Origin of the sequence: Herbaspirillum rubrisubalbicans (assembly GCF_003719195.1) — a bacterium.
GTDB classification, from domain to species: domain Bacteria; phylum Pseudomonadota; class Gammaproteobacteria; order Burkholderiales; family Burkholderiaceae_D; genus Herbaspirillum; species Herbaspirillum rubrisubalbicans.
This window is the reverse complement of the sequence record NZ_CP024996.1, coordinates 5,445,834-5,470,266: the sequence shown is the minus strand read 5'-3', so window position 1 is coordinate 5,470,266 and position 24,433 is coordinate 5,445,834. Positions and strand designations below refer to the sequence as shown.

Here is a 24,433-nt window from a genome sequence, read left to right as displayed (position 1 = left end):
TTCTAGCTATTCTTTGGCCCTCACCCCACCCGCTTAGCCACCATCGCATTCCCCGCCCTACTCACCGACTTGCGCCCCAATTGCTGCGAGATGAACTGCCCAGCCTCCACCACCGCATCCAGGTCTACCCCGGTCTCGATGCCCAGGCCATGCATCATGTACAGCACATCTTCGGTAGCCACATTCCCGGTCGCGCCCTTGGCGTAAGGACAGCCTCCCAATCCCGCGACTGAGGCGTGATAGATGCTGATGCCCGTCTGCAAGCTGGCATAGATGTTGGCCAGGGCTTGGCCATAGGTATCATGGAAGTGGCCGGACAAGCCTTCGATGTGGAATTCGCGGATGGCCGTTTCCATCACCGGGCGGACCTTGCCGGGAGTGGCTACGCCAATGGTGTCGGCAATGTCGATTTCGTCACAGCCCAGTTCACGGAAGCGCCGCACCACGTCGGCCACGGCGTCCAGCGGCACCTCGCCCTGGTAGGGGCAGCCGAAGGCGCAACTGACCGCGGCACGCAAGCGCTTGCGATGGTCCTTGGCTGCCTTGGCCACTTCGGCGAAGCGGGCAATGGATTCGGCAATGGAACAGTTGATGTTCTTCTGCGAGAACGCCTCCGAGGCAGCACCAAAAATCACGACCTCATCCACGCCCGCTTCCAGCGCTGCGTCGAAGCCTTTCATGTTGGGTACCAGCGCCGAGTAGATCACGCCAGGCTTGCGCGTGATGCCGCGCATGACTTCGGCGGAGGTCGCCATCTGTGGCACCCACTTGGGCGAGACGAAGGAGGCCGCTTCCACATTCGGGAAGCCCGCCGCCGAGAGGCGATTGACCAGCTCGATCTTGACCTCGGCGGAAATGGTTTCCTTCTCGTTCTGCAAACCGTCGCGGGGGCCGACTTCGACGATCTTCACTTTCTTGGGCAGGCTCATCTGGCGATCTCCGTGGGCTGTGATGGCGGGCAATAGGGTGCGTCGATGATATCAGTCGGCCTGCGGTACCGCTTCCAGGCGCACATCGGCGACGGTGCCGCCGGTCATCTTTTCCAGTTGCGCGGCGCTCAGGTTGAAGACGGCGTGCGGATGGCCGGCTGCGGCCCAGACGCTGTCGAAGTTGAACAGGTCGCGGTCGATCAACATGATCGGCTTGATGACGTGGCCGACCGGGCAGACGCCGCCGATGGCGTAGCCGGTGGCGTCCCGCACGAACTTGGCGTCGGCCTTGCCGAGCGGGCCGGTCAGTGCGGTGACCTTGGCTTCGTCCACGCGGTTGGCGCCGCTGGCAATGACCAGCACCGGCGCGTCATCGGAGAGGCGGCGGAAGATGATCGACTTGGCGATCTCGGCCACGCTGCATCCCACGGCAGCAGCGGCTTCGGCCGAGGTGCGGCCGGTCGAGGGCAGCATCACGACCGGTTTGTCGTGACCCATGGCGCTCAGCAGGTCGGCCACGCGTTGGGCGGAAGAGGGAAGGGCAGCGGTATCGTTCATGGTGTGTCGGGAGCGTTAGGCAGAAGCATAAGGAGAAGCCGGAAATGATACCAGCATGACCGCCCTGCCTGCCGGGCCGGTGTCAGCAGTCCAATAGGAAGACGCCATCGCTGCGGGCGGCGCCGGCTTTTTCCAGTTGCGCTACGCACCACTGGGCCAGTGCCGCCTCCTCCATCTGCAGGTAGCGCGCATTGGTGATGCGCAACAAAGGGATGTCGCGCATCATCGCCGGCAGTTGGGCCAGCGCAATGCGGCCACGTTCGAGCAGCAGGAATTTCACCAGTACCTTGATGCCGTTGTGGGCGTTGCGCAGCGGGTCGGCTCGCAGGTAGTCGAGGCGCGAGAAGGCTTTTTCCAGCGCATCGTCGATGTCATGGAAGGGCGCGCCATGGCCGGGGATGACGGTGCGCACGTCCAGCGTGCGGATCAGTTCCAGCGTGGCGCGTGCTTCCTCGAAGCCGGATTGGCCTTCCAGTTCAGGGAAGATGATGCCAAAGCCATTGCGCCACAACGCATCGGCCGAGATCAGTACACCTTCCTGCGCGCAGTAGAACAGCAGGGCATGGGGATCATGTCCGGGCGCTGCCAGCGCGGTCCAGTCCAGCTCGCCCAGGCGCAGTACGTCACCGCTGGCGATGACCTGGTCATGCACGAAGCGCGGGCAGCGCTGGCCGGTGGCCTGGTAGCTCAGGGCTGTTTCATCCCAGTGGCGCACTTTGTCGGCTTCGGCGGCGGGGATGGCAATGCGGCAGTGGTGGGCCGCCTGCAGGGCGGCATTGCCGCCGCAGTGGTCGGAGTGCAGGTGGGTGTTGATGAGCAGGTCCAGGCGCTCGCGGCCGCGCTGGTGCAGGACGTGGCGCACCAGGGTCTGGGTCTGTTCGCCGTGGGTGACGTAGCCGCTATCGATCATGGCCACTTCATCGCGGCCGAACAGCAGTACGTTGTTGGACGATAGCCAGCCCCGCTCCAGCACGTGGATGGAGGGGGCGAGGTGCAGCGCGGGGGCGTTCATGGCAAGCAGCTTCAGGCGGCCTTGAAGTCCAGCAACTGCGCGCCCTCGGCGACCTGGTCGCCGACCGCGTAGAGCAAGGCCTGGACGGTGCCGGCGGCGGGGGCGGTGATGGTGTGTTCCATCTTCATGGCTTCCATGATCAGCAGCGCTGCGCCCTGGGCGACGCTGGCGCCTTGCTCCACCAGCAGCGCGACGATCTTGCCGGGCATGGGCGCGGTCAGGCGGCCGCCTTCGGCTTCGGTGTGGCCGGCGTGGGCCAGCGGGTCGAGGTAGCGCAGGCTGCGCTGGCCGTGCGCATCGAAGAGGTGCCAGCACTCTGCTTCGCGTACCACCGTAGCACGCAGGGTGCGGCCATCCAGCGTGATGAGCAGGTGCTCTGCGCTGGCGGCATGGATTTCCAGCGTGTGCGTGCGGCCGGCGATCTGCAATTGCCAGTGTTGGCCATCGCCGGCGTACTCGACCTGTACGCTGTGCTTGCCGGCGTCATCCTCGAAGCAGAGTGTGCGCACCAGGCGCGTGTTGAGGCGCCAGCCGCTGGTCTGGGCCCAGGGATCATGGCCGGTGCTGGCTTGCCGTTCCTGCTGCAGCAGGGCGGCGGCGGCCAGCGCCAGCGTGTCGGTGGCGGGGGCGGACAGGGGCGGGAAGAGGGTATCGCGGTGGCGCTCGATCAAGCCGGTGTCGAGCTCGGCCGTGGCGAAGGCCTGGCCCGCGACCAGCCGTTGCAGGAAGCCGATATTGGTGGCCAGCCCCACCACCTGGTATTGCGCCAGGGCGCGCGTCATGTTGCGCAGGGCGGCCTGGCGGTCGGCGCCCCAGACGATGAGCTTGGCGATCATCGGATCATAGAAGGGCGAAATCGCGTCACCCTCGCGCACGCCGGAATCGATGCGCACCGCCGCCGGTTGCGTGGCGCCGGCGGCGGCCAGCGTGAACTCCACCGCCGGCGCGCAGCGCAGATGGCTCAGCGTGCCGATGGCGGGCAGGAAGCCTTTCTCGGGATTCTCGGCATAGATGCGCGCTTCGATGGCGTGGCCCTGAAGGCGCAATTGATCCTGTTGCAGCGGCAGCGCTTCACCAGCGGCGACCCGCAATTGCCATTCCACCAGGTCCAGGCCGGTGATCATCTCGGTCACCGGGTGCTCGACCTGCAGGCGCGTATTCATTTCCATGAAATAGAAACTGCCATCCTGGTTGGCGATGAATTCGACGGTGCCGGCACCCACGTAGCCCACGGCCCGGGCCGCAGCCACGGCGGCCTGGCCCATGGCGGCACGGCGTTCGCTGCTCATGCCGGGGGCGGGCGCTTCTTCCAGCACCTTCTGGTGACGTCGCTGTACCGAGCAATCGCGTTCGAACAGATAGACGCAATGGCCGTGGTGATCAGCGAAGACCTGGATTTCGATATGGCGCGGGCGGGTCAGGTATTTCTCCACCAGTACGCGGTCGTCGCCGAAGCTGGAGATCGCTTCGCGCTTGCAGGAGGCCAGCGCGGCGTCGAAATCTTCACTGCGCTCGACCACCCGCATTCCCTTGCCACCACCGCCGGCACTGGCTTTGAGCAGCACCGGATAGCCGATGCGGTCGGCTTCGTTGCGCAGGAAGTCACTTTCCTGGCGTGCCCCGTGATAGCCCGGCACCAGCGGCACGGCGGCGGTTTCCATCAAGGCCTTGGCGGCCGACTTGGAGCCCATGGCGTCGATGGCCGAGGCCGGTGGGCCGATGAAGACCAGGCCGGCCTCGGCGCAGGCCTGGGCGAAGCCGGCGTTCTCCGACAGGAAGCCATAGCCGGGGTGGATCGCCTGGGCGCCGCTGGCCAGCGCGGCGGCGATGATCTTGTCGCCACAGAGATAGCTTTCCTTGGCCGGCGCCGGGCCGATATGCACGCTTTCGTCACAGGCGGCCACATGTTTGGCGTGCGCGTCGGCATCGGAATACACGGCCACGGTGGCGATGCCCATACGGCGTGCGGTAGCGGCCACGCGGCAGGCGATTTCGCCGCGATTGGCGACTAGGATCTTGGTGAACATGATGTCTCCTCGGTGGCGCTTCAGATGCGGAACACGCCGAATCGGGTCTCTTCGATGGGGGCGTTCAAGGCGGCCGACAAGCCCAGTGCCAATACCTGGCGGGTATCGGCCGGATCGATCACGCCGTCATCCCACAGCCGGGCCGAGGCGTAGTAGGGATGGCCCTGCGTTTCATATTGAGCGCGGATGGGTTCCTTGAAGGCAGCTTCTTCTTCGGTGCTCCAGTTGCCGCCGCGCGCTTCGATACCATCACGCTTGACGGTGGCCAGCACGCTGGCGGCCTGTTCGCCCCCCATCACCGAGATGCGGGCATTGGGCCACATCCACAAAAAGCGCGGCGAGAAGGCCCGGCCGCACATGCCGTAGTTGCCGGCGCCGAAGCTGCCGCCGATGATGACGGTCAGCTTTGGGACCTTGGCGGTGGAAACGGCTGTGACCATTTTTGCACCGTGGCGGGCGATGCCTTCGTTTTCGGCTTTCTTGCCGACCATGAAGCCGGTGATGTTCTGCAGGAAGATCAGCGGGATCTTGCGCTGGCAGCACAGTTCGATGAAGTGCGTGCCTTTCTCGGCCGATTCCGAAAACAGGATGCCGTTGTTGGCGATGATGCCCACCGGCATTCCCTGCAGGTGCGCAAAGCCGCAGACCAGGGTGGTGCCATAGCGCGCCTTGAATTCATCGAACTGGCTGGCGTCGACGATGCGCGCAATGACTTCGCGCACATCGAAGGGTTTGCGGGTATCGGTGGGGATGACGCCATACAGTTCATGGGCCGGGTAGTTCGGTTCCACACTCGCGCGCAATGCCAGTTGTTGCGGCTTGCGGCGGTTGAGGTGGCCGACGATGTTGCGGGCAATGGCCAGCGCATGGGTGTCGTCCTGGGCCAGGTGATCGGCCACACCGGACAGGCGCGTGTGGACATCGCCGCCGCCCAGTTCCTCGGCGCTGACCACTTCGCCGGTGGCGGCCTTGACCAGCGGTGGGCCGGCCAGGAAGATGGTGGCCTGTTCCTTGACGATGATGGATTCATCGCTCATGGCCGGCACATAGGCGCCGCCGGCGGTGCAGGAGCCCATCACCACGGCGATCTGCGGGATGCCTTGGGCCGACAGGTTGGCCTGGTTGTAGAAGATGCGGCCGAAGTGGTCGCGGTCGGGGAAGACTTCATCCTGGTTGGGCAGGTTGGCGCCGCCGCTATCGACCAGGTAGATGCAGGGCAGGTGATTGAATTGGGCGATCTCTTGCGCGCGCAGGTGCTTCTTGGCCGTCATCGGGTAGTAGGTGCCGCCCTTGACGGTGGCGTCGTTGCAGACGATCACGCATTCCTGGCCGGCCACGCGACCGATGCCGGTGATGATGCCGGCTGAGGGCGCGGCATCCTTGTGGTGGCCGTCGCGGTCCTGCTCGCGGTACATGCCGTAGGCCGCCAGTTGGGAGAACTCCAGGAAGGGCGTGCCGGGGTCCAGCAGCATCTGGACCCGTTCGCGCGGCAGCAGCTTGCCACGGGCGACATGTTTCTCGCGTGCCGCCGCGCCGCCGCCTTCGGCGATGGCGGCGACCTTTTGCCGCAGATCGTCCACCAGCACTTGCATGGCCTGGCGATTGTGCTGGAATTCCTCGCTGCGCGGGTTGAGCTTGCTTTCAATCTGCGGCATGGTCGTCTTTCGTCTCTTTGTTCAGTTTCTTGTTATGGTGTCGGCTGGCGGGCGCTTGTGGTGGCGCGTGAGGTGAAGCAAGCTTCAATCGTCCGGGAAGCGCCCATCTACGTAGTACCAGCGCAACTGGCCCGTGGCATCCGGCTGGCGCACGAAGTGGCTGATTTCGTGCAGGCGGTGGGCGCGGCCCGCCACCTTGAAGCGCGCCACGAATTCCACCGTGGCTTCATCGCTGTCGCTGGCGTGCTGGTGGTTCTTGATGTCCAGCCCTATCCACTTGACGTCGGTCTCGCTGGTCAACTCTTCTTCCGGCAGGGTGTCGGGGAACCAGGTGGCGCGCAGGTAGGCTTCGTCGCGCAGGGCGAAGGCGCTGTAGCGCGAGCGCATCAGCAATGCGGCCGTCTCCGGTATCTGCCCGCCACCGATGAAGCGACCGCAGCATTGGTCGAAGCTGGGCTGGCCGCAGGGGCAGGGGCCGGACTTGTCTTTCTTGTGGCTCATCAGATCTTTCCGTTCTTGAGGAAGGCTTCCAACTGAGTGAAGCGGTCAAAGCCCCAGAAGGCTTCGCCATCGACGATCATGAAGGGCGAGCCGAACACGCCGGCCTTGGCCGCGGCGTCGGTGCGCTGGCGCAGCTGTTCCTTCAGCTCCGGCGAGGCCAGCGCGGCTTCCAGGGCGTGGCGGTCGATGCCGGCATCGGCGGCGATGCGCAGTACGTGGTCGGTGACGCTGATGTCGATGTCTTCGGTGAAGTAGGCGCTGTAGAGGGTCTTGATCAGGTCCACCGCCTTGGCCGGCTGGGTCTGCTGCACCCACAGCGTGGCGCGGGCTGCGACCTGGCTGCCGATGGGGAAGTTGCTGGGGGCTTGGTAAAAGATGTTGTGGAAGCGCGCGGTGCGCTCCATGTCGTGCTTGGAATATTCGCCCTTGAGCGGGATATTGACCAGCGAGTTGGTGCCCAGTGCCTTGAAGATCGGGCCCAGCAGGATGGGGTGCCAGTTGACGCTGCGGCCATGCCTGGCGGCCAGCTTGTCGATCTCGACCGCGGCGAAATAGCCGTAGGGCGAGCTGAAGTCGAAGTAGAAATCGATGGGATTGCTCATGGTAGTCCTTGCAGGAGGGAAGAGGGGATGGCGCTCGCTCGCGCTTACAGCGTATCGGCAAACAGTTCGCGGCCGATCAGCATACGGCGGATCTCGCTGGTGCCGGCGCCGATTTCATAGAGCTTGGCATCGCGCCACAGGCGGCCGACCGGGTATTCATTGATGTAGCCATTGCCACCCAGCGCCTGGATCGCTTCACCGGCCATCCAGGTGGCTTTCTCGGCCGAGTAGAGGATGGCGCTGGCGGCATCCTTGCGCAGGGCGCGCACCTTGTCAGTGTTATCGGCGCGGTCGCAGGCCTGGCCCACGGCGTAGACATAGGCCTTGCAGGCCATCATGGTGCTGTACATGTCGGCCAGCTTGCCTTGCATGAGCTGGAATTCACCGATGGCCTGGCCGAACTGCTGGCGTTGGTGTACATAGGGAACCACCACGTCCATGCAGGCTTGCATGATGCCCAGCGGTCCACCGGAGAGTACGCTGCGTTCGAAGTCCAGACCCGACATCAAGACATTGACGCCACGGCCGACACCGCCCAGCACGTTCTCTTCTGGTACCTCGCAATCCTGGAACACCAGTTCGCCCGTATGGGAGCCGCGCATTCCCAGCTTGTCCAGCTTTTGCGCCACCGAGAAGCCTTTGAAACCCTTCTCGACCAGAAACGCCGTCATGCCGCGCGCGCCGGCTTGCAGATCGGTCTTGGCATAGACCACCAGCACGTCCGCATCGGGGCCATTGGTGATCCACATCTTGCTGCCGTTGAGCACATAGCGGTCGCCCTGCTTGTCGGCGCGCAGTTTCATGCTCACCACATCCGAGCCTGCATTGGGTTCGGACATGGCCAGCGCACCGATGAAGTCGCCCGAGATCAGCTTGGGCAGGTACTTGCGCTTCTGTTCTTCGTTGCCGTTGCGCTTGATCTGGTTCACGCACAGGTTGGAGTGGGCGCCGTAGGACAAGCCCACCGAGGCCGAGGCGCGCGAGATTTCTTCCATGGCGATGATGTGGGCCAGGTAGCCCAGCCCGGCACCGCCGTATTCTTCGCCGACGGTCATGCCCAGCACGCCCAGTTCACCCAGTTTTTTCCACAGGTCCATGGGGAACTGGTCGCTGCGGTCGATCTCGGCGGCGCGTGGGGCGATCTCGCTCTGGGCGAAGGCCGCGACCGCTTCACGCAGGGCAGCGATGTCGTCGCCGTGATCGAAACTGAGGCCGGGCAGGTGGATCATGGGTGTCTCCTGGTGGGATGGTGGTTTCTTGTGGTGTTGTGGTGATGATGGGAAAGCGGAATTGCTTGACGTTAACGTCAATCAGGCGGCGCAGATCTTGCGTTTGTTCTTGCTGGTCGCGCTCCTGGGTTTGGCAGCGGCCAGCAGTTGCCGGCATTCCTCTTCGTGGGCGGCGATTTCGGAGAGGGTCAGATCCAGGTCTTCGCGCTGCTGCTCCAGTTTTTCGCGATGCTGTTGCAGCAGGCCCAGGAAGCGTTGCAGTTGCGGCTGGGTATCCTTGGGCGACTCGTACATGTCGATCAAGTCCTTGATCTCGGCGAGCGTGAAGCCCAGACGCTTGCCGCGCAGCGTCAGCTTCAGGCGCGTGCGTTGGCGCGCCGGATAGACGCGCTGGCGCCCACCCACGCCTTCGCGCTTGGGATTGAGGATGCCGTGGTCTTCGTAGAACCGGATCGCGCGCGGGGTGATGGCGAATTCTTCAGCCAGTTCGGTGATGGTGTAGGTAGGCATGGGCGAGGTGGACGTTCAGTTGGACGTTCGTTGGTCTGGCACTTTACGTTAACGTAAAGTATATTGTGCCCTGTCGTCCAGCAGAAAATGCAGTGCTTGCCTCAGGAGCAATGTTCGGTTTTTCTGTTCTCGTTTTCTTTTCTTCTTGATCGCCAGGTTGACTGATGAATGCCCTTGAATCCCAGCTCGATTACGCCTTCGGCGATACCATGCCGGACCCCGGCCGCACCCTGCAGGTCGCGCCCGGCGTGCGCTGGCTGCGCATGGGGCTGCCCTTTGCGCTGAACCATATCAACCTGTGGCTGCTGGAAGATGAGGTAGAGACTGAGCAAGGCCGCCAGCGCGGCTGGACCGTGGTCGATTGCGGCATCGCCACCGAAGAGACCCGTCAGGCCTGGGAGAGCATCTTTGTCGAAGAACTCGATGGCCTGCCCATCCTGCGCGTGCTGGTCACGCACTGCCACCCGGATCACGTGGGCCTGGCCGACTGGCTGTGCCAGCGCTGGCAGGCGCCGTTGTGGATGAGTACCGGTGACTATGCGTTCGCTCGCGTGATGTCGGCGGCCCTGCCCGGCGCCGAAGGCACGGCGGCCACGCCGCACTTCCAGCGCCACGGGCTGGCCGATCCCGATACCATCGCCACGCTGCAAGGACGCAATACCTATTACCAGGACCTGGTGCCGGCGGTGCCACGCGCCTATCACCGGATGCAGGATGGTCATGCGGTGCATATCGGTGGACGCGACTGGGAGGTCATCACCGGCTTCGGCCATTCGCCGGAGCATGTGTCGCTGTATTGCCGGCCATTGAATGTGCTGATCTCGGGCGACATGGTGTTGCCGCGCATCTCTACCAATGTGTCGGTGTTCGCCATCGAGCCCGAGAGCAATCCGGTGCAGCAGTACCTGGATTCATTGCAGAAGTATGGCCACCTGCCGGCCGATACATTGGTGTTGCCGTCGCATGGCAAGCCGTTCCGTGGCTTGCATACGCGCATCGCGCAATTGAACGAGCATCATCGCCTGCGCCTGGGCGAAGTGCTGGAGGCCTGCGCCACGCCGCAGACCGGCGTGGATATCCTGCCGGTGATGTTCAAGCGACCGCTCGATACGCACCAGTTGTCCTTTGCGCTGGGCGAGGCGGTGGCGCATCTGCACAAGCTCTGGTACGACGGCGCGGTAAAGCGTAGGCTGGGTGAGGATGGGGTGTATCGCTTCGTGGCCGTGTAAGGCTGCGCATCAATGTCTTGGATTGATGCATGGCTTGCATCAATAAAATCAATGGAATCAATAGAAAACGCCGGCAGGGGTGACCCTGGCCGGCGTTGTCTTTTTCGTGATGAGGAGCGGCGGGGTCAGCCTGCTTTCTTTTTCATCTCGCGTTCTTCCTTCTGCAACTTGGTCTTGATGCGGTTGCGCTTCAACGGCGAGAGGTATTCGACGAAGACCTTGCCCTTCAGGTGATCCATTTCGTGCTGGATGCAGACCGCCAGCAGATCATCGGCATCGACTTCGAAGGCCTTGCCATCGGTGTCGAAGGCGCGCACCTTCACGCGCGCCGGCCGTTCCACGCCATCGTAGATGCCGGGCACCGACAGGCAGCCTTCATCGTAGACGCGCTTTTCTTCGCTGGCCCAGAGGATTTCCGGGTTGATGAAGACTTGCAGGTGCTTGCCATCATCGGAAACGTCGATCACCACCACCTGTTCATGCACATCGACCTGGGTCGCGGCCAGGCCCACGCCGGGGGCGGCATACATGGTCTCGGCCATGTCGGCCACCAGCTTCTTGATGCGCTCGTCGAAGACGGTCACGGGGGTGGCCACCTTGTGCAGGCGTGGATCGGGGTAGCGGAGGATGTTGAGCTGGGCCATACGTTTGGTTCTCGGCAATCTTGGAGTTCGGTCTCAGGGGACCTTGGACGGTCCGGATCTCGACATTTTGCGAGCCTCCGGGGAATTCATTTCGGGAATGATGTTTTAAATGTGGCCACAACGCGACGCTTCAAGCGCGGCCGCAGCACAATCGTGGTCCTGGCTGGCGGCGCTGTTGCTGGACCCGGTGGCCAGGGGTGTTTCCCGATCAAGTTGGAAAAGTGTATCACAGCCCGTGCCCTGCCTGCCCGCTGGGCCAAGCCGCACGGCGCTGTGGGCGGGGTGGTCGCAGCTCATGAAAGGTTCATCATGCTAAATCATTTACGTTCTGAGGATATCGATCAGGCTGCTGGCCTGACCGCAGACGATCCCGCCAGCCTGGCGGCGTGGTTGCGGTTGAGTTTCACCGAGGGTGTCGGTCCCTCGTTGGCGCGCCGGCTGCTGTCGACGTTCGGGCTGCCTGAATGCATCTGGCAGGCCGATCATGCTGCGCTGAGCGCGGTGGTGCCGGCGCAGGTGGCCACGGCCTTGCTGCGTGCGCCTTCGACCGTGCAGCGCGAGCGTATTGCCGCCACGCTGGCCTGGGTCCAGCGGCCGGGGCAAACCATCGTGACGCTGGCTGACGCCGCCTATCCGCAGAGCTTGCTCAATATTGCCGATCCGCCCTTGCTGTTGTATCTGCGCGGCCATCCGGCCTTGCTGGCGGCACCGGCGCTGGCCGTGGTGGGTAGCCGTAATGCGACCACACAGGGGATCACCCACGCGGCGCGTTTTTCCGAAGAGTTGAGCCGGGCAGGCTTGACCATCGTCTCCGGGCTGGCGCTGGGTATCGATACGGCGGCCCATGAAGGCGGCTTGCGTGGCGCCGGCTCGACCGTGGCGGTGATCGGTACCGGCATCGATCTGGATTATCCCCGCCGCAATCGTGCACTGGCACAGCGCATTGCCGAGGGCGGTTGCATCGTCAGTGAATATGCCTTGGGCACGCCACCCTTGGCAGCCAACTTCCCGCGCCGCAATCGGCTCATCTCGGGCCTGTCGCGCGCGGTGCTGGTGGTGGAGGCGGCGGCGCAGTCGGGCTCCTTGATTACCGCGCGCATGGCCGCTGAGCAGGGGCGCGATGTGTTTGCCATTCCGGGCTCGATCCATGCGCCGCTGTCCAAGGGATGTCATCAGTTGATCCGCCAGGGCGCCAAACTGGTGGAGACCACCCAGGACATGCTGGATGAATTGCCTGGCTGGTCGTTGCCGCAAGCTGTCCCGATGACAATATCCAACGACCGCAATGCTGATGATAATGTCGATCCGACAAGCAGGCTTGTCCTGCAGGCAATGGGTCATGATCCGCTCGATGCTGATACCTTGGCGCAGCGCTGCAAGCTCGACGTGGCCAAGCTGGCAGGAATATTGCTCACGCTGGAACTGCAGGGTTTGGTGGAACTGTTGCCCGGGGCACGCTATCGGCGCCTGGGCTGACGAAATTAATTCCCGCAGCGCCGCAATTCCTGCCATACTGGACTTGGCTGACTTGTACATTCATAACCTTCGCGATAGAGTACGAACATGTTTGATGTCCTCGTTTACCTGTACGAAACCTACTATCGCCCTGATGCCTGCCCCGAACCCGAGGCGCTCGTCAAGAAGCTGTCCGCGATTGGTTTCGAAGAAGATGAAATCTCCCAGGCACTCGGATGGCTGACCGATCTTGAAGTCGCCAATCATGAGTTCGCCGACAACTATCCCCGACAGACCGCCTTCTCCTTCGGCACCCGTATCTACGCGCGCCAGGAAAGCGATGTGCTGGGTGTGGAAGCCATCGGTTTCATCCAGTTCCTGGAATCGGCCAAGATGCTCGACCCGATCCAGCGCGAGATCGTCATCGAACGCGCCCTGGCTGCCGGCGAAGCCCCCATTACCCTGGAAAAGCTCAAGGTCATCGTGCTGATGGTCTTGTGGAGCCAGGGCAAGGAACCTGACGGTCTGATGTTCGAGGAATTGTTCCTCGACGAAGACGACACCGAGCCGCGCCTGTTGCACTGACACTGATATAACAGGCAGCATCAGCGGCCGGTCTGGCGGGGAGGGCGTCAGGCTGACATATCACTGACGTGCTGCTGACACCGCAAACCATGCCTGTTGCTTCATATCAAGCAACATTCGTATGAATGCGTATAAAAGCGTATGAAACACCGAGACGGCAAGCCCTTGTGCTTGCCGTTTCATTTGCATCACGCTTATCATTCCCCCGCATTGGCCCGATATTGGCTACTATATAAAATTCTGTTGTCCACAGGCAATGAAACGCCGGCCACTTGCGCAGCTTGCCGCCGCTGATCGTTTCCCAACTGGGATGACATGACGTTGTTTCGGGACATTCCGGCCCCACTTAAGGCTGGTGCATTTTCCACACAACGCCAGCAACCGCTAGCAACCGACCTCTCACCACCGAGACCCATACTTATGAGCAAGACCCTCATCATTGCCGAGAAGCCCTCTGTCGCCAACGACATCGCCAAGACGCTCGGCGGCTTCACCAAGCACGATGAGTATTTCGAATCCGACGAGTACATCCTGTCCTCGGCTGTCGGTCACCTGCTGGAAATCGCAGTCCCCGAGGAATACGACGTCAAGCGCGGCAAGTGGAGTTTTACCCACCTGCCGATGATTCCGCCGCACTTCGCGCTCAATCCGATTGCCAAGACCGAGTCGCGCCTGAAGGTGCTCTCCAAGCTCATCAAGCGCAAGGATGTGACCACCCTCATCAACGCCTGTGACGCGGGCCGCGAAGGTGAACTGATCTTCCGCCTGATCGCGCAATACACCAAGGCCAAGCAGCCGGTGAAGCGCTTGTGGCTGCAATCGATGACGCCCGGCGCCATCCGCGAGGGCTTCGCCCATCTGCGCGATGATGAAGAAATGCTCCCGCTGGCCAATGCCGCGCGCTGCCGCAGCGAAGCCGACTGGCTGATCGGCATCAACGGCACCCGCGCCATGACCGCCTTCAATTCCAAGGAAGGCGGCTTCTACCTGACCACCGTGGGCCGCGTGCAGACGCCGACCCTGTCCATCGTGGTGGAGCGTGAAGAGAAGATCAAGAAGTTCGTCCCGCGCGACTACTGGGAAGTGCACGCCGAATTCGTCTGCGCGGCCGGCATCTACAAGGGCCGCTGGCTGGACAAGGGCCACAAGAAGGATGAAGCCGATCCCGAGAAGCGCCCCGAGCGCCTCTGGAGCAAAGCTGCTGCGGACTCCATCGTGGCCGCTTGCCGCGACAAGCCGGGCAGCGTCACCGAGGAATCCAAGCCGACCACGCAGATGTCGCCGGGCCTGTTCGACCTGACCAGCCTGCAGCGCGAGGCCAACTCGCGCTTTGGTTTCTCGGCCAAGAACACCCTGGGCCTGGCCCAGGCGCTGTATGAAAAGCACAAGGTGCTGACCTATCCGCGTACCGATTCGCGCCACCTGCCCGAGGACTACATCAACACGGTCAAGGACACCCTGGAGGCGCTGGCGGAGAACAACAACTACCACCAGTTCTCCAAGCAGATCTTGAAGCAAGGCTGGGTCAAGCCCAACAAGCGCATCTTCGACAACACCAAGATCAGCGACCACTTCGCCATCATCCCGACCACCCAGGTGCCCAAGAACCTGTCGGAGCCGGAACAGAAGCTCTACGACCTGGTGACGCGCCGCTTCATGGCGGTGTTCTTCCCGCCAGCCGAGTTCCAGGTGACCACCCGCTTCACGGAAGTGTCGGGCCACCAGTTCAAGAGCGAAGGCAAGGTCATGATCAACCCCGGCTGGCTGGCCATCTACGGCAAGCAGGTCGAGGAAGACGACAAGGACAAGGAAGGCGGCGGCAACCTGGTGGCCGTGGCCCCCGGCGAGAAGGTCAAGACCGACAAGGTCACCGCCAACGGCCTGGTCACCAAGCCGCCCGCCCGCTACACCGAAGCCACGCTGCTGTCGGCCATGGAAGGCGCGGGCAAGCTGGTGGATTCGGATGAACTGCGCGAAGCCATGGCCGGCAAGGGCCTGGGCACGCCGGCTACGCGTGCGGCCATCATCGAAGGCCTGCTGAACGAAAAGTACCTGCTGCGCGAAGGCCGCGAAATGATGCCCACCGCCAAGGCCTTCCAGCTGATGACGTTGCTGCATGGCCTGGGCGTGGACGAACTGACCGAACCCGAACTGACCGGCGAGTGGGAACACAAGCTGGCCCAGATGGAGCGCGGCAAGATCAGCCGTGACGAGTTCATGCGCGAGATCGCGCAGATGACCCAGATCATCGTCAAGCGCGCCAAGGAATACGACAACGACACCATCCCCGGCGACTACGCGACGCTGAAGACGCCTTGCCCCAACTGCGGTGGCGTGGTGAAGGAAAATTACCGTCGCTTCGCCTGCACCAAGTGTGAATTCTCGATGAGCAAGGTGCCGGGTGGTCGCCAGTTCGAGATCGCCGAAGTGGAAGAACTGCTGCAGAACCGCACCATCGGCCCGCTGCAAGGCTTCCGCTCCAAGATGGGCCGTCCGTTCGCGGCCATCCTGAAGATTTCGCGCGACGAAGAGATCAAGAACTTCAAGCTGGAATTCGACTTCGGCCAGGATCAGGCCGAAGGCGAAGGCGGCGAGCCGGTGGACTTCAGCGAGCAGACCCCGCTGGGCGCCTGCCCCAAGTGCGGCAGCGGCGTCTACGAAATGGGCCTGGCCTATGTGTGCGAAAAGACCGTGGCCAAGCCCAAGGCCTGCGACTTCCGCAGCAGCCGCATCATCCTGCAGCAGGAGATCCTGCCGGAGCAGATGGCCAAGCTCCTGAACGATGGCAAGACCGACCTGCTGCCGGGCTTCATCTCGCAGCGCACGCGCCGGCCCTTCAAGGCCTTCCTGGTACGTGGCAAGGATGGCAAGATCAGCTTCGAGTTCGAGGAACGCAAGGCCAAGGCGCCCGCCAAGGGCAAGGCGGCAGCAGCGGATGCCGATGACGGTGCCGACGAGGCAGTTGCCAAGCCGGCCGCCAAGAAGACGGCGACCAAGACGGCGGCCAAGACCACCGCCACCAAGACCAAGGCGGCAGCAGCCAAGAAGCCGGCCTTGCGCAAGGCGACGCCGAAGAAAGCAGCGGCTCCCGACGCCTGATTCTCGGCCGGCCGGAAACGACAAAGCCCTCGCACTTCACGGTGCGAGGGCTTTTCGTTGGCGAGCTCAGTGTGGCTTAGTCGCTGTAGACCACCGTCAACGGCGCATGATCCGAAAAACGCTGCTCCTTGTAGATCGCCGCGCTCACCGCCTTGGCCGCAATGCCCGGCGTGGACACGTGGTAATCGATACGCCACCCGACGTTGTTGGCCCAGGCCTGGCCGCGATTGCTCCACCAGGTGTAGGCTTCGCCGGTGGTCTCGGGATGCAGGCGGCGATACACATCCACCAGGCCCAACTGATCGAAAATGCGTGTCATCCAGGCGCGTTCTTCCGGCAAAAAGCCCGAATTCTTCTGGTTGCTCTTCCAGTTCTTCAGGTCGATTTCCTTGTGGGCGATGTTCCAGTCGCCGCAGATGACCACTTCGCGGCCGCTCTTTTCCAGTTCCATCAGGTGCGGCAGGAAGGCTTCCATGAAGCGGAACTTGGCTTCCTGGCGCTCCTCGCTGGAGGAGCCCGAAGGCGCATAGAGCGAGATCACGGTCAGGTCGCCATAGTCGCATTCGACATAGCGGCCTTCGTCATCGAATTCGGTATTGCCAAAGCCGATGCGCACCGAGTCCGGCTGGCGGCGGCTGTAGACGCCCACGCCCGAGTAACCCTTCTTCTGGGCATAGTGGAAATGGCCGACATAGCCGGCCGGGGCCAGGAATTCATCGGTCATGTCGGCTGCCTGGGCCTTCAGTTCCTGCACGCAGACGAAGTCCGGCGCTTCCTTTTGCAACCACTCGAAGAAGCCCTTCTTGGCGGCCGAGCGGATTCCGTTGAGGTTGGCGGAGACGATTTTTGGCATGGATGTCCTGTTTGCTTGCTGCGCTAGAGTGTTCAGTCAGGCCGGTAGCATAACCGATAGGATGAATCATTTAAAATGACGGCCTGATGAAGGCTTTGCACCGCCGGCCTTGCCCAACGGCAAGCGCCAACGGTTCGCACCTTCCGTTTTGACTCTTCCCGGGAAATGCATTGTGAGCAACTTGAGACAGGAATTCATCGAATTCGCGGTATCGGCCGGCGTGCTGCGCTTTGGCGAATTCGTCACCAAGGCGGGCCGTACCTCGCCTTACTTCTTCAACGCCGGCCTCTTCAGCGAAGGCGCGACCCTGGCCCAGGTGGCGCGCTTCTATGCCCAGACCCTGCAGGATTCGGGGGTGGAATATGACATGCTGTTCGGCCCCGCCTACAAGGGCATCACCCTGGCTTCGGCTACCGCCGTGGCGCTGGCCGGCATGGGCCGCAACGTGCCTTTCGCCTTCAACCGCAAGGAAGCCAAGGACCATGGCGAAGGCGGCACCATCGTCGGTGCCAAGCTGCAGGGCAAGGTCGTCATCATCGATGACGTGATCTCGGCCGGCACCTCGGTGCGCGAGTCGGTGGACATGATCCGCGCCGCCGGTGCCACCCCTTGCGCGGTGCTGATCGCACTGGACCGCATGGAGCGCTCGGGCAAGGATGGCGCGCTGTCGGAACTGTCGGCGGTGCAGGAAGTGGCCCGTGAATATGACATGCCGGTGGTCTCCATTGGCAACCTCAACGACCTCTTCGACTACATCTCCAACGGTGGCGATGCCGGCCTGGCCCAGTACAAGGATGCGGTGGCGGCCTATCGTAGTCGTTACGGCGTTTGAGTCATTCCAGTCGGCTGGAGAGCTGGATAAGGCTTTGTCAGGCAATAAATGAAGGAAAAAGGCTGGTTCCTCGCGGATCCAGCCTTTTTTACGGGTACGGGTGAATTTTTCTTACATCGTCCTGATCGCCCCAGCCACCTGCTGGCGTTGTAGACGATCATCGAGTTCACCGACCTGGGCGGCCACGGCATTCTCGGTCTGTTCCACGCGCTGGTGGATATCCCGCTGCAGGGCATCCAGGCGTTGCGCCAGCAGGGTTTGTTGTTCGCTCTGGCGGGTCTGCAACTGTTCCAGCTCGGTCTTGAGATAGTTGCGCAAGTCGTTGAAGCGCGAATGTTCGGCCTGGTCAGCCAGGGCGCGCTGGGCTTCCAGCTGCTTGGTCAGGCGCCGGCTTTCCAGCATCACGCTGGTCTGCAAGGCCAGGATGTAGAGCAGGAAGAAGGCCGTCAGCACCACCACTACGCCCAGCATCACCGCGCCCAGCGGGGCCTGGAATTCGGTATAGATCAGCGACAGGGTGGTGGTGGCGGTAAAGGCGGTCCAGTTGACGGCGGCGAAGATGGCCACCAGCGCCAGCAGCACGATCAGGAACAGGGTTCGGAATTTCATGGCAGCCTCCTTGTTTGTGAATATGTCGGCAGGTGCAGGCAAGTGCTTGTCATGGCGACTATGAATTTATTGGACTGCGACCAGCCAGGGGATGTTCCTTGCAGTTGCCATCCTGCAATCGGAAATGAAAAAGCCGGCATCAAAGCCGGCCTTTAATGGGTAGAGGGGGAGGGGCTCAGGCTGCCGCCAGTGCCTTCTCCAGCAATTGATGCAATTCCGCAAACTGCGGCTCGCCGACATAACGCTTGATGATGTTGCCATCCTTGCCGATGACGAAGGTGGTCGGGGTCAGCTTGACGTCGCCGAAGGCGTTGGCCAGCTTGTCTTGCGTGTCCAGCGCGACCTTGAAGGGGAGCTTGCGGGTTTCGGTGTAGTTCAGCACGTAGTTGGGCGGGTCATAGCTCATGGCCACGGCCACGAAGTCCAGGCCGCGGTCCTTGAACTTGTTGTAGGTGTCGATCATCTTGGGCATCTCGCCCACGCAGGTGGTGCAACTGGTAGCCCAGAAGTTGACCATGACCACCTTGCCGCGCAAGTCCTTCAGGGCCACCTGCTGGCCATCGAGCTGGGTGAAGGTGACGTCGGGTGCGGCGTTGCCGGCATTGACCTTGAAATAGGCGAAGGCGGCGATGGCGGCCACCACCAGGACGGCGGCCAGCTTGATCATGAGACCGCTCTTGGCAGCGTTTGCCTGTGCTTGCATGAAGAACTCCGGGTTCCGGGTAACGGATGCGATGAAGGAGCCGGCACCAAGCCGCTCCAGACGTATCCCGCCATTATAGACCGCCGTGCCGGATCCTGCGGGCGAGCGCTTGACGTGAAAACCGCCGGACGGGCCGGCGGTTTGACCTGTATCAGGCATCAGGGGCGAAGCCTGCCATCAACTGGTGGCCTTGTTCTCGCTGGCCGGCTTGCGTTGGTATTCCTTGAGTTGGTCTTCGGTGATGTACTCGAACAGGGTCACGACCTTGTTCACATCCGAGACACCGCTGGCGATCTGCGCTGCGCGCTGACCTTCACGCGGGGTCACGCGGCCCATCATGTAGACGATGCCACGCTCGGTGGTGACCTTGAAGGCGCTGGCGTAGAGTGCCTTGTCGTCCACCAGGCTGGCCAGCACCTTGCTGGTGATCAAGGCATCGGTGGAACGCGAACCGAAGCTGGAAGAGGGGCCCACTTCCAGTTCGTTGTACACCGTCTCGACGTTCTGGATGGCCTTGACCTCGCGCTCGGCGGCGGCCTTGGAGGCTTCGTCAGGCACTTCACCCGACAGCAGCACCTTGCGGTTGAAGGCGGTCACGTTGACGTGGGAGCCGGCGGCCACCACTTCGGGAATGCGGGCTTCGCCCTTGACCACGATCGCTTTGTCTTCCGTCTGTGCGCCCAGGGTGCGGCGGTCGGTGGCGGCAAAGGTGGTGGCCAGCGCACCGCCGGCCAACACGGCAAAGCAGCCCTGCAGGCTCAAGGCCACCATGCCACCCAGTGCCACCGCCGCCAGTGGGCGGCGCAGGCGGGTCAACAGCGATCGTGCATCATTCATTGGCTTCATCTCCGAAAAGAGCGACGTCGATACCGTCGCAAATGCAGTGCAGCGAGACCAGATGCACTTCCTGGATGCGCGCAGTACGGTCATGCGGCACACAGATATGCACATCGGCATCGGTGAGGATCTTGCCGATCTTGCCACCACCCTTGCCGGTCAATGCCACCACGCGCATATCGCGTTCGTGGGCCACTTCGATGGCCGCCAGGATGTTGCCCGAATTGCCCGAGGTCGAGAAGGCCAGCAGGATGTCGCCAGCCTGGCCGAAGGCCTGGACTTGCTTCGAGAAGATTTCCTGGTAGCTGTAATCGTTACCGACCGCCGTGAGGATGGAGGTGTCGGTGGTCAGGGCCAGGGCCGGCAGTGGCAGGCGCTCACGTTCGAAGCGCCCCACCAGTTCGGCGGCGAAGTGCTGGCTGTCGGCGGCCGATCCACCATTGCCACAGGCAAGAATCTTGTTGCCATTCGACAGTGCAGTGAACATAAGTTCAATCGCCTGTTCGATCGGTTGCGCCAGAACGCTGGCTGCTTTCATCTTCAGGTCGGCGCTTTCCTGGAAATGGGCGAGGATGCGGGGATTTGTCATAGTGGCTGCGATTATAGAGGACTTGGCGGTGGCCAAGCCCGGGCAATTGGTAACGTGAAGTTTCTGGCAATCCGGTCGCACATGATACGACCAGCGCCGGGATGATGCAGCACTCCTGCCCCTTCAGGCGCTGATGGCGTTGCGCAACCACTGCATTTGTCCGCCCTCCAGGGCAATGACGTCGAAGCGGCAGGGTGGCAAACCGGGCTGGCCTTGCAGCCAGACCTGGGCCGCCAGCAGCAGGCGCCGTTGCTTGGCCGGGGTGATGCTGGCCGCTGCCCCGCCATAGGCGGCACTGGCGCGGGCGCGCACTTCGACGAACACCACCGTGGCACCCTCGCGCAGGATCAGATCGATCTCGCCACCCTTGCAGCGGAAATTACGTTCGACCAGCGTCAAGCCCTGGCGCTGCAGATAGGCCAGGGCCTGGTCCTCGGCTGCGTCGCCGCTGCGCTGGCGGGAAGTTCGCCCTAGCAGGTCGCGCAGCGCCATGCCCGCCTCAGTACTGGTCGGCCAGCGGCACCGGCCAGCCATCCTGGTAGACGGCCTGGGTTTCCTGGCGCTGGAAGAAGGTGGCGCCGCCGCTGTTCATGTTCACATTCAGGCGACCGGTGACGCCATCGATGTCGAAGCTGGATTGGCGCTGGGCGATGCCGTAGGCCACCCGATAGGCGTCGATGCCCAGCGCATACAGGCGCGCCAGATCCGCATTGGGACGCTCGCCCTCATTGATGGCCGGGCGCGGATAGCGGGCCACGGCCAGGTTGTCCGGCTGCAGTTGCCAGGGAATGTCGATGAGGCGCACGCCATCCAGTTCGGGCAGCTTGTCGTTGGGATTGTCGCGTTTGAGCGTATAGGGATTGATCTGCGAGGTGCCGTACAGCGGCAGCTCGTTGCCCACGGCGCTGCGCAATTGCGCGGTCTGCGCCGCATCCAGGGCCACGAAGATCAGGGCCGGCTTTTCCTGCTCCACGCGCTTGGCCAGTTGCGCCAGGCCGGGGGCGGACAGGGCATTGGCAGGGGTACTCAATTCCAGCGTTTCGACCTGCAGGCCCAGTTGCCGGGCGCGTAGCTGGAAGGAACGGGCTGCGCGCTTTTGCCAGGCGATACCGGTGGACACGGCGAAGATCTTGCCGGGTGCTTTTTCCTTTTCCACCCAATTTGCCACCTGGCGTGCCTCTTCATCGATGGACAAGCCTACGGCCAGCATCTGCGGCGGCAAGGGGAGGTCGGCTTCGCCATTCATGTCCGGCTGGGCCAGCGCCACGGTGGGTTTGTTCACGCGCCCGCTTTGCGCCACGGCGGTGACGGCGCTGCGCGAGAGCGGGCCGATCAGGATGTCGTACTTGCTGGCCGCCTCATCATAGGCGCGCTGCATGTCGGCGGCCGAGTCGCCGGTCTCGACGATGGCTAGCTGGATGTTTTCCTTCTGGCGTGAATAGGCGGTCAACAAGCCCATGCGCACTGCATCGGCCGCCGCGCCGAAGGCCCCGCTGCGGGAAGGCAGCAGCAACACCATCCGAATCGGGGCCGCAGCCGGAGCGGCTGCTGCGCCTTCGGCGGCGGCTTCCATCTCGGGTGAGGTGCCCGGCGGCAAGGCCAGCGGGGCAGGGTTGGAATTCGTTGCGGAGGATGCCGGTGTGGCAGCCTGGGCCAGCAGGGGTACACTGTCGGCTGCTGCAGCGCTGGCCGTCACCATCCAAGGCGCCAGCACGCTTGCCAGCAAGGCCGCTTGTGCGGTCATTTTCTTCAAACCAGTGAACATCCCGTCCCCTTCAATGAATCAGAATTCCAGCGTCGCCGCCGCCATCCTGCAGGATGCCGCCCAGCAAACCTATCCGGTGTCGGCATTATATGTGCTGGCCACGCCCATCGGGAATGTCTGCGACATCAGCCTGCGCGGCCTGCACGTGCTGGCCCTGGCCGATGCCGTGGCCTGCGAGGATACCCGCAATACCAGCCAGTTGCTGCAGCGCTATGGCCTGTCCAAACAGTTGCTGGCCACCCATGAACACAATGAGCGCGAAGCCGCCGCCAAGATCATCGAGCGTCTGCAGGCCGGCCAGCGCGTGGCCTTGGTCTCCGACGCCGGTACGCCCGCCGTCTCCGATCCGGGCGCCCGTGTCGTGGACGCCGTGCGCGCAGCAGGGTTCCAGGTCATTCCGCTGCCGGGGGCATCGGCGGCGGTGACGGCCTTGTCGGCCTCGGGCCTGGCCGATGCACGCTTCCTCTTCGTCGGCTTCCTGCCGGCCAAGACGCGCCAGCGCGAGACCGCTCTGCAAGAGCTGGTCGATCAGCAAGCCGCGCTGGTGTTCTATGAAGCTCCGCACCGCATCGTCGAGACGGTGCAATCGATGCTGCAGGTGTTCGGCCCCACGCGCCAGGTTGTGCTGGCGCGCGAACTGACCAAGCTGTTCGAGCACATCCACCGCTGCCCGCTGGGCGAAGCGCCAGCCTGGCTGGAACAGGATGCCAACCGCCAGCGCGGTGAATTCGTGGTCTTGCTGGAGGGGGCGCAGCCGGTCGAGGGTGAAGATGCCGAGGGTGAGCGCGTGCTGCGCATCTTGCTGGAAGAGTTGCCGGTCAAGCAAGCTGCGGCCCTGGCCGCGCAGATCACCGGCCAGAAGAAGAATGCCTTGTATGAACGCGCCCTGCAGATCAGGCAGGGCGCGCAAGAGGATGATCAGGCGTCAAGCCAATGATCAGCGCTCGACGATGAAAGGCGTGCCGGCGCTGCGCTGGCGCACCAGCATGGCGGCATTCTGCGCCTCCGGGCGGGTCGGATAAGGCCCGGCGTAGAGACGATAGAGGCCGTTGACCTGCACTGCCTGCATGTTGTCCACAATGCCCGAGAGGCTGGGCAAGAGCTTGTCGCGCGCCACCAGGGCATTGGCTTCCTGGGAATAGGCGCCGAACTGCAGGTAATAGCCCGCCGTCAACGGTACTGCCTGCGGCATGGCTGGGGAGGGTGCCGTGCCGCTGGCCACCGCATTGATGATGCCGCCGCCACCGGCCAGGCCGGCGCCGCCTGCGGCACTGCTGGTACTGGCGTTGATCGGCTGCACCGCCGCGACGGTGGGTTGCGGCGGCAGATTTTGCGCACTCACCCGATTGATTTCCACCGCGCCCGTGGACACCCCAGCACCGGTGTCGGCCGCGCGGTTGATGGGATCGGCCGCCGCCAGCATGGTGGTGCTGCTGCCATTGCGGCGCGCATCGGCCATGCGCTGCGCTTCGTCGGGCAGTATGCGTTCGACTTCCAGTTCGCTGCTGCCGGTGCCGAGATAACCCAGCTTGAGCGCGGCGGTATAGGAAAGGTCGATGATGCGGTTGGAGTGGAAGGGCCCGCGGTCATTGATGCGCACGATGACTTGCTTGCCGGTCTTCAGGTTGGTCACCCGGGCATAGGACGGGATGGGCAGCGTGGGGTGCGCGGCCGTCATCTTGTACATATCGTAGAGCTCGCCCGAGGAAGTCTTCTGGCCGTGGAACTTCTTGCCATACCAGCTACCGATGCCGCGCTGGATGAAGGGCTGGTTGTTGTCGGTGATGGGCACGTAGGTCTTGCCGAACACCGCATAGGGCCGGCTGGCGGCCTTGGAGATGGGTTCCACCTGCGGTTCGGCATCGGCCACGTCCAACAGGCCATCGGGAATATGGTCACCCGGGCCGTCATCCTTGTAGTAGCCGCCCCGCCCCGATCCGGCGGCCGGCAGGGCCGGCACATTCGACGGCCGGGCGCTGGCGGACTTGGTCGGTGTGCCCGGCACCTGGGCGCCCTGATAGGGCGATTGCTGGGTGGTGCCGCAGGCCGCCAGCAGCAGTGGCAGCACCAGGCTGCCCCAGCGCAGTGCCGCCGGCATCGGCAGCGCCAGCGGCCGGCCCGCTCGAGAGCTGGCCCTGCGGAAATGTTCGTAAGAGATGGTTCCCATAGCCTGTCCTTGGTCAACAGTCGATGCGCCGGGCCAGGTGACC

At 63.2% G+C, this 24,433-nt stretch carries 24 protein-coding genes; 6 read left to right on the top strand and 18 right to left on the bottom strand.

What is annotated here, in order from left to right:
* Positions 1-20: 20 nt before the first annotated feature.
* The 9 genes from RC54_RS24310 to RC54_RS24270 form a co-directional block, all read right to left on the bottom strand.
* On the bottom strand, positions 21-929 hold the full coding sequence (locus RC54_RS24310; protein WP_017450128.1) for a hydroxymethylglutaryl-CoA lyase: 909 nt from the start codon (positions 927-929) through the stop codon (positions 21-23).
* A gap of 51 nt (positions 930-980) precedes the next feature.
* The gene (locus RC54_RS24305; RefSeq protein WP_061788595.1) at positions 981-1,487 is read right to left on the bottom strand and encodes a YbaK/EbsC family protein; all 507 of its coding nucleotides are present in this window, start codon (positions 1,485-1,487) and stop codon (positions 981-983) included.
* An 82-nt stretch (positions 1,488-1,569) separates the two neighbouring features.
* Positions 1,570-2,499, bottom strand: a complete 930-nt coding sequence (locus tag RC54_RS24300; RefSeq protein ID WP_061788594.1) for an MBL fold metallo-hydrolase — start codon at positions 2,497-2,499, stop codon at positions 1,570-1,572.
* 11 nt (positions 2,500-2,510) lie between these two features.
* Complete coding sequence (locus tag RC54_RS24295) at positions 2,511-4,526, bottom strand: acetyl/propionyl/methylcrotonyl-CoA carboxylase subunit alpha (RefSeq protein ID WP_061788593.1); 2,016 nt, start codon at positions 4,524-4,526, stop codon at positions 2,511-2,513.
* Between the two features lie 20 nt (positions 4,527-4,546).
* Entirely contained in the window at positions 4,547-6,181 is a 1,635-nt protein-coding gene (locus RC54_RS24290) for a carboxyl transferase domain-containing protein (protein WP_058897340.1), read from the bottom strand.
* 84 nt (positions 6,182-6,265) lie between these two features.
* Positions 6,266-6,682 (bottom strand): YchJ family protein, encoded by a 417-nt coding sequence (locus tag RC54_RS24285; RefSeq protein WP_061788592.1) that lies wholly within the window; start codon positions 6,680-6,682, stop codon positions 6,266-6,268.
* Positions 6,682-7,284 (bottom strand): 2-hydroxychromene-2-carboxylate isomerase, encoded by a 603-nt coding sequence (locus RC54_RS24280; protein WP_058897338.1) that lies wholly within the window; start codon positions 7,282-7,284, stop codon positions 6,682-6,684. Before RC54_RS24280 ends, RC54_RS24285 begins: the two co-directional genes overlap by 1 nt.
* A 44-nt stretch (positions 7,285-7,328) precedes the next feature.
* Positions 7,329-8,513, bottom strand: a complete 1,185-nt coding sequence (locus RC54_RS24275) for an isovaleryl-CoA dehydrogenase (protein WP_061788591.1) — start codon at positions 8,511-8,513, stop codon at positions 7,329-7,331.
* A gap of 81 nt (positions 8,514-8,594) precedes the next feature.
* Entirely contained in the window at positions 8,595-9,023 is a 429-nt protein-coding gene (locus tag RC54_RS24270; RefSeq protein ID WP_058897337.1) for a MerR family transcriptional regulator, read from the bottom strand.
* 164 nt (positions 9,024-9,187) lie between these two features.
* Between RC54_RS24270 and RC54_RS24265 the strand changes: the two genes are divergently transcribed.
* Positions 9,188-10,252, top strand: a complete 1,065-nt coding sequence (locus RC54_RS24265; RefSeq protein WP_061788590.1) for an MBL fold metallo-hydrolase — start codon at positions 9,188-9,190, stop codon at positions 10,250-10,252.
* A 125-nt stretch (positions 10,253-10,377) separates the two neighbouring features.
* On the opposite strand, the gene def is transcribed toward RC54_RS24265, so the two are convergent.
* Positions 10,378-10,896, bottom strand: coding sequence for a peptide deformylase (gene def / locus RC54_RS24260; RefSeq protein WP_017450119.1), 519 nt, complete (start codon positions 10,894-10,896; stop codon positions 10,378-10,380).
* 309 nt (positions 10,897-11,205) lie between these two features.
* On the opposite strand from def, the gene dprA reads away from it, so the two are divergent.
* The 3 genes from dprA to RC54_RS24245 all read left to right on the top strand — a co-directional run bounded on the left by dprA (position 11,206) and on the right by RC54_RS24245 (position 16,035).
* Positions 11,206-12,372, top strand: coding sequence for a DNA-processing protein DprA (dprA, locus tag RC54_RS24255; RefSeq protein WP_061788589.1), 1,167 nt, complete (start codon positions 11,206-11,208; stop codon positions 12,370-12,372).
* An 87-nt stretch (positions 12,373-12,459) separates the two neighbouring features.
* The gene (locus RC54_RS24250) at positions 12,460-12,936 is read left to right on the top strand and encodes a Smg family protein (protein ID WP_017450117.1); all 477 of its coding nucleotides are present in this window, start codon (positions 12,460-12,462) and stop codon (positions 12,934-12,936) included.
* 420 nt (positions 12,937-13,356) lie between these two features.
* Entirely contained in the window at positions 13,357-16,035 is a 2,679-nt protein-coding gene (locus RC54_RS24245) for a DNA topoisomerase III (protein WP_061788588.1), read from the top strand.
* Positions 16,036-16,111: 76 nt separating this feature from the next.
* Here the strand turns inward: RC54_RS24245 and RC54_RS24240 are convergent, their stop codons facing one another.
* A complete protein-coding gene (locus RC54_RS24240) occupies positions 16,112-16,888 on the bottom strand; it encodes an exodeoxyribonuclease III (protein ID WP_058897333.1) in 777 nt (258 codons plus the stop codon).
* A gap of 172 nt (positions 16,889-17,060) precedes the next feature.
* Between RC54_RS24240 and pyrE the strand changes: the two genes are divergently transcribed.
* A complete protein-coding gene (gene pyrE / locus RC54_RS24235; RefSeq protein ID WP_017450114.1) occupies positions 17,061-17,720 on the top strand; it encodes an orotate phosphoribosyltransferase in 660 nt (219 codons plus the stop codon).
* A gap of 111 nt (positions 17,721-17,831) precedes the next feature.
* Here pyrE and RC54_RS24230 read toward each other — a convergent pair whose 3' ends face one another.
* The 6 genes from RC54_RS24230 to RC54_RS24205 form a co-directional block, all read right to left on the bottom strand.
* The gene (locus RC54_RS24230; protein ID WP_017450113.1) at positions 17,832-18,329 is read right to left on the bottom strand and encodes a LapA family protein; all 498 of its coding nucleotides are present in this window, start codon (positions 18,327-18,329) and stop codon (positions 17,832-17,834) included.
* A 175-nt stretch (positions 18,330-18,504) separates the two neighbouring features.
* Entirely contained in the window at positions 18,505-19,032 is a 528-nt protein-coding gene (locus tag RC54_RS24225; protein WP_061788587.1) for a TlpA family protein disulfide reductase, read from the bottom strand.
* 177 nt (positions 19,033-19,209) lie between these two features.
* Positions 19,210-19,869: a BON domain-containing protein gene (locus RC54_RS24220; RefSeq protein WP_061788586.1), complete on the bottom strand. Its 660-nt coding sequence runs from the start codon at positions 19,867-19,869 to the stop codon at positions 19,210-19,212.
* A complete protein-coding gene (locus RC54_RS24215) occupies positions 19,862-20,458 on the bottom strand; it encodes a phosphoheptose isomerase (RefSeq protein WP_017455023.1) in 597 nt (198 codons plus the stop codon). The genes RC54_RS24220 and RC54_RS24215 overlap by 8 nt, the downstream gene beginning before the upstream one ends.
* A gap of 123 nt (positions 20,459-20,581) precedes the next feature.
* Entirely contained in the window at positions 20,582-20,950 is a 369-nt protein-coding gene (locus tag RC54_RS24210) for a YraN family protein (RefSeq protein WP_058897330.1), read from the bottom strand.
* Between the two features lie 7 nt (positions 20,951-20,957).
* Positions 20,958-22,223: a penicillin-binding protein activator gene (locus RC54_RS24205; protein WP_061788585.1), complete on the bottom strand. Its 1,266-nt coding sequence runs from the start codon at positions 22,221-22,223 to the stop codon at positions 20,958-20,960.
* A 13-nt stretch (positions 22,224-22,236) separates the two neighbouring features.
* Between RC54_RS24205 and rsmI the strand changes: the two genes are divergently transcribed.
* Complete coding sequence (gene rsmI, locus RC54_RS24200; RefSeq protein ID WP_058897328.1) at positions 22,237-23,160, top strand: 16S rRNA (cytidine(1402)-2'-O)-methyltransferase; 924 nt, start codon at positions 22,237-22,239, stop codon at positions 23,158-23,160.
* Here the strand turns inward: rsmI and RC54_RS24195 are convergent, their stop codons facing one another.
* Positions 23,161-24,390 carry a septal ring lytic transglycosylase RlpA family protein gene (locus RC54_RS24195; protein ID WP_373281428.1) on the bottom strand — a complete coding sequence of 410 codons (1,230 nt, stop codon included), beginning with the start codon at positions 24,388-24,390 and terminating at the stop codon, positions 23,161-23,163.
* Positions 24,391-24,433: the final 43 nt, after the last annotated feature.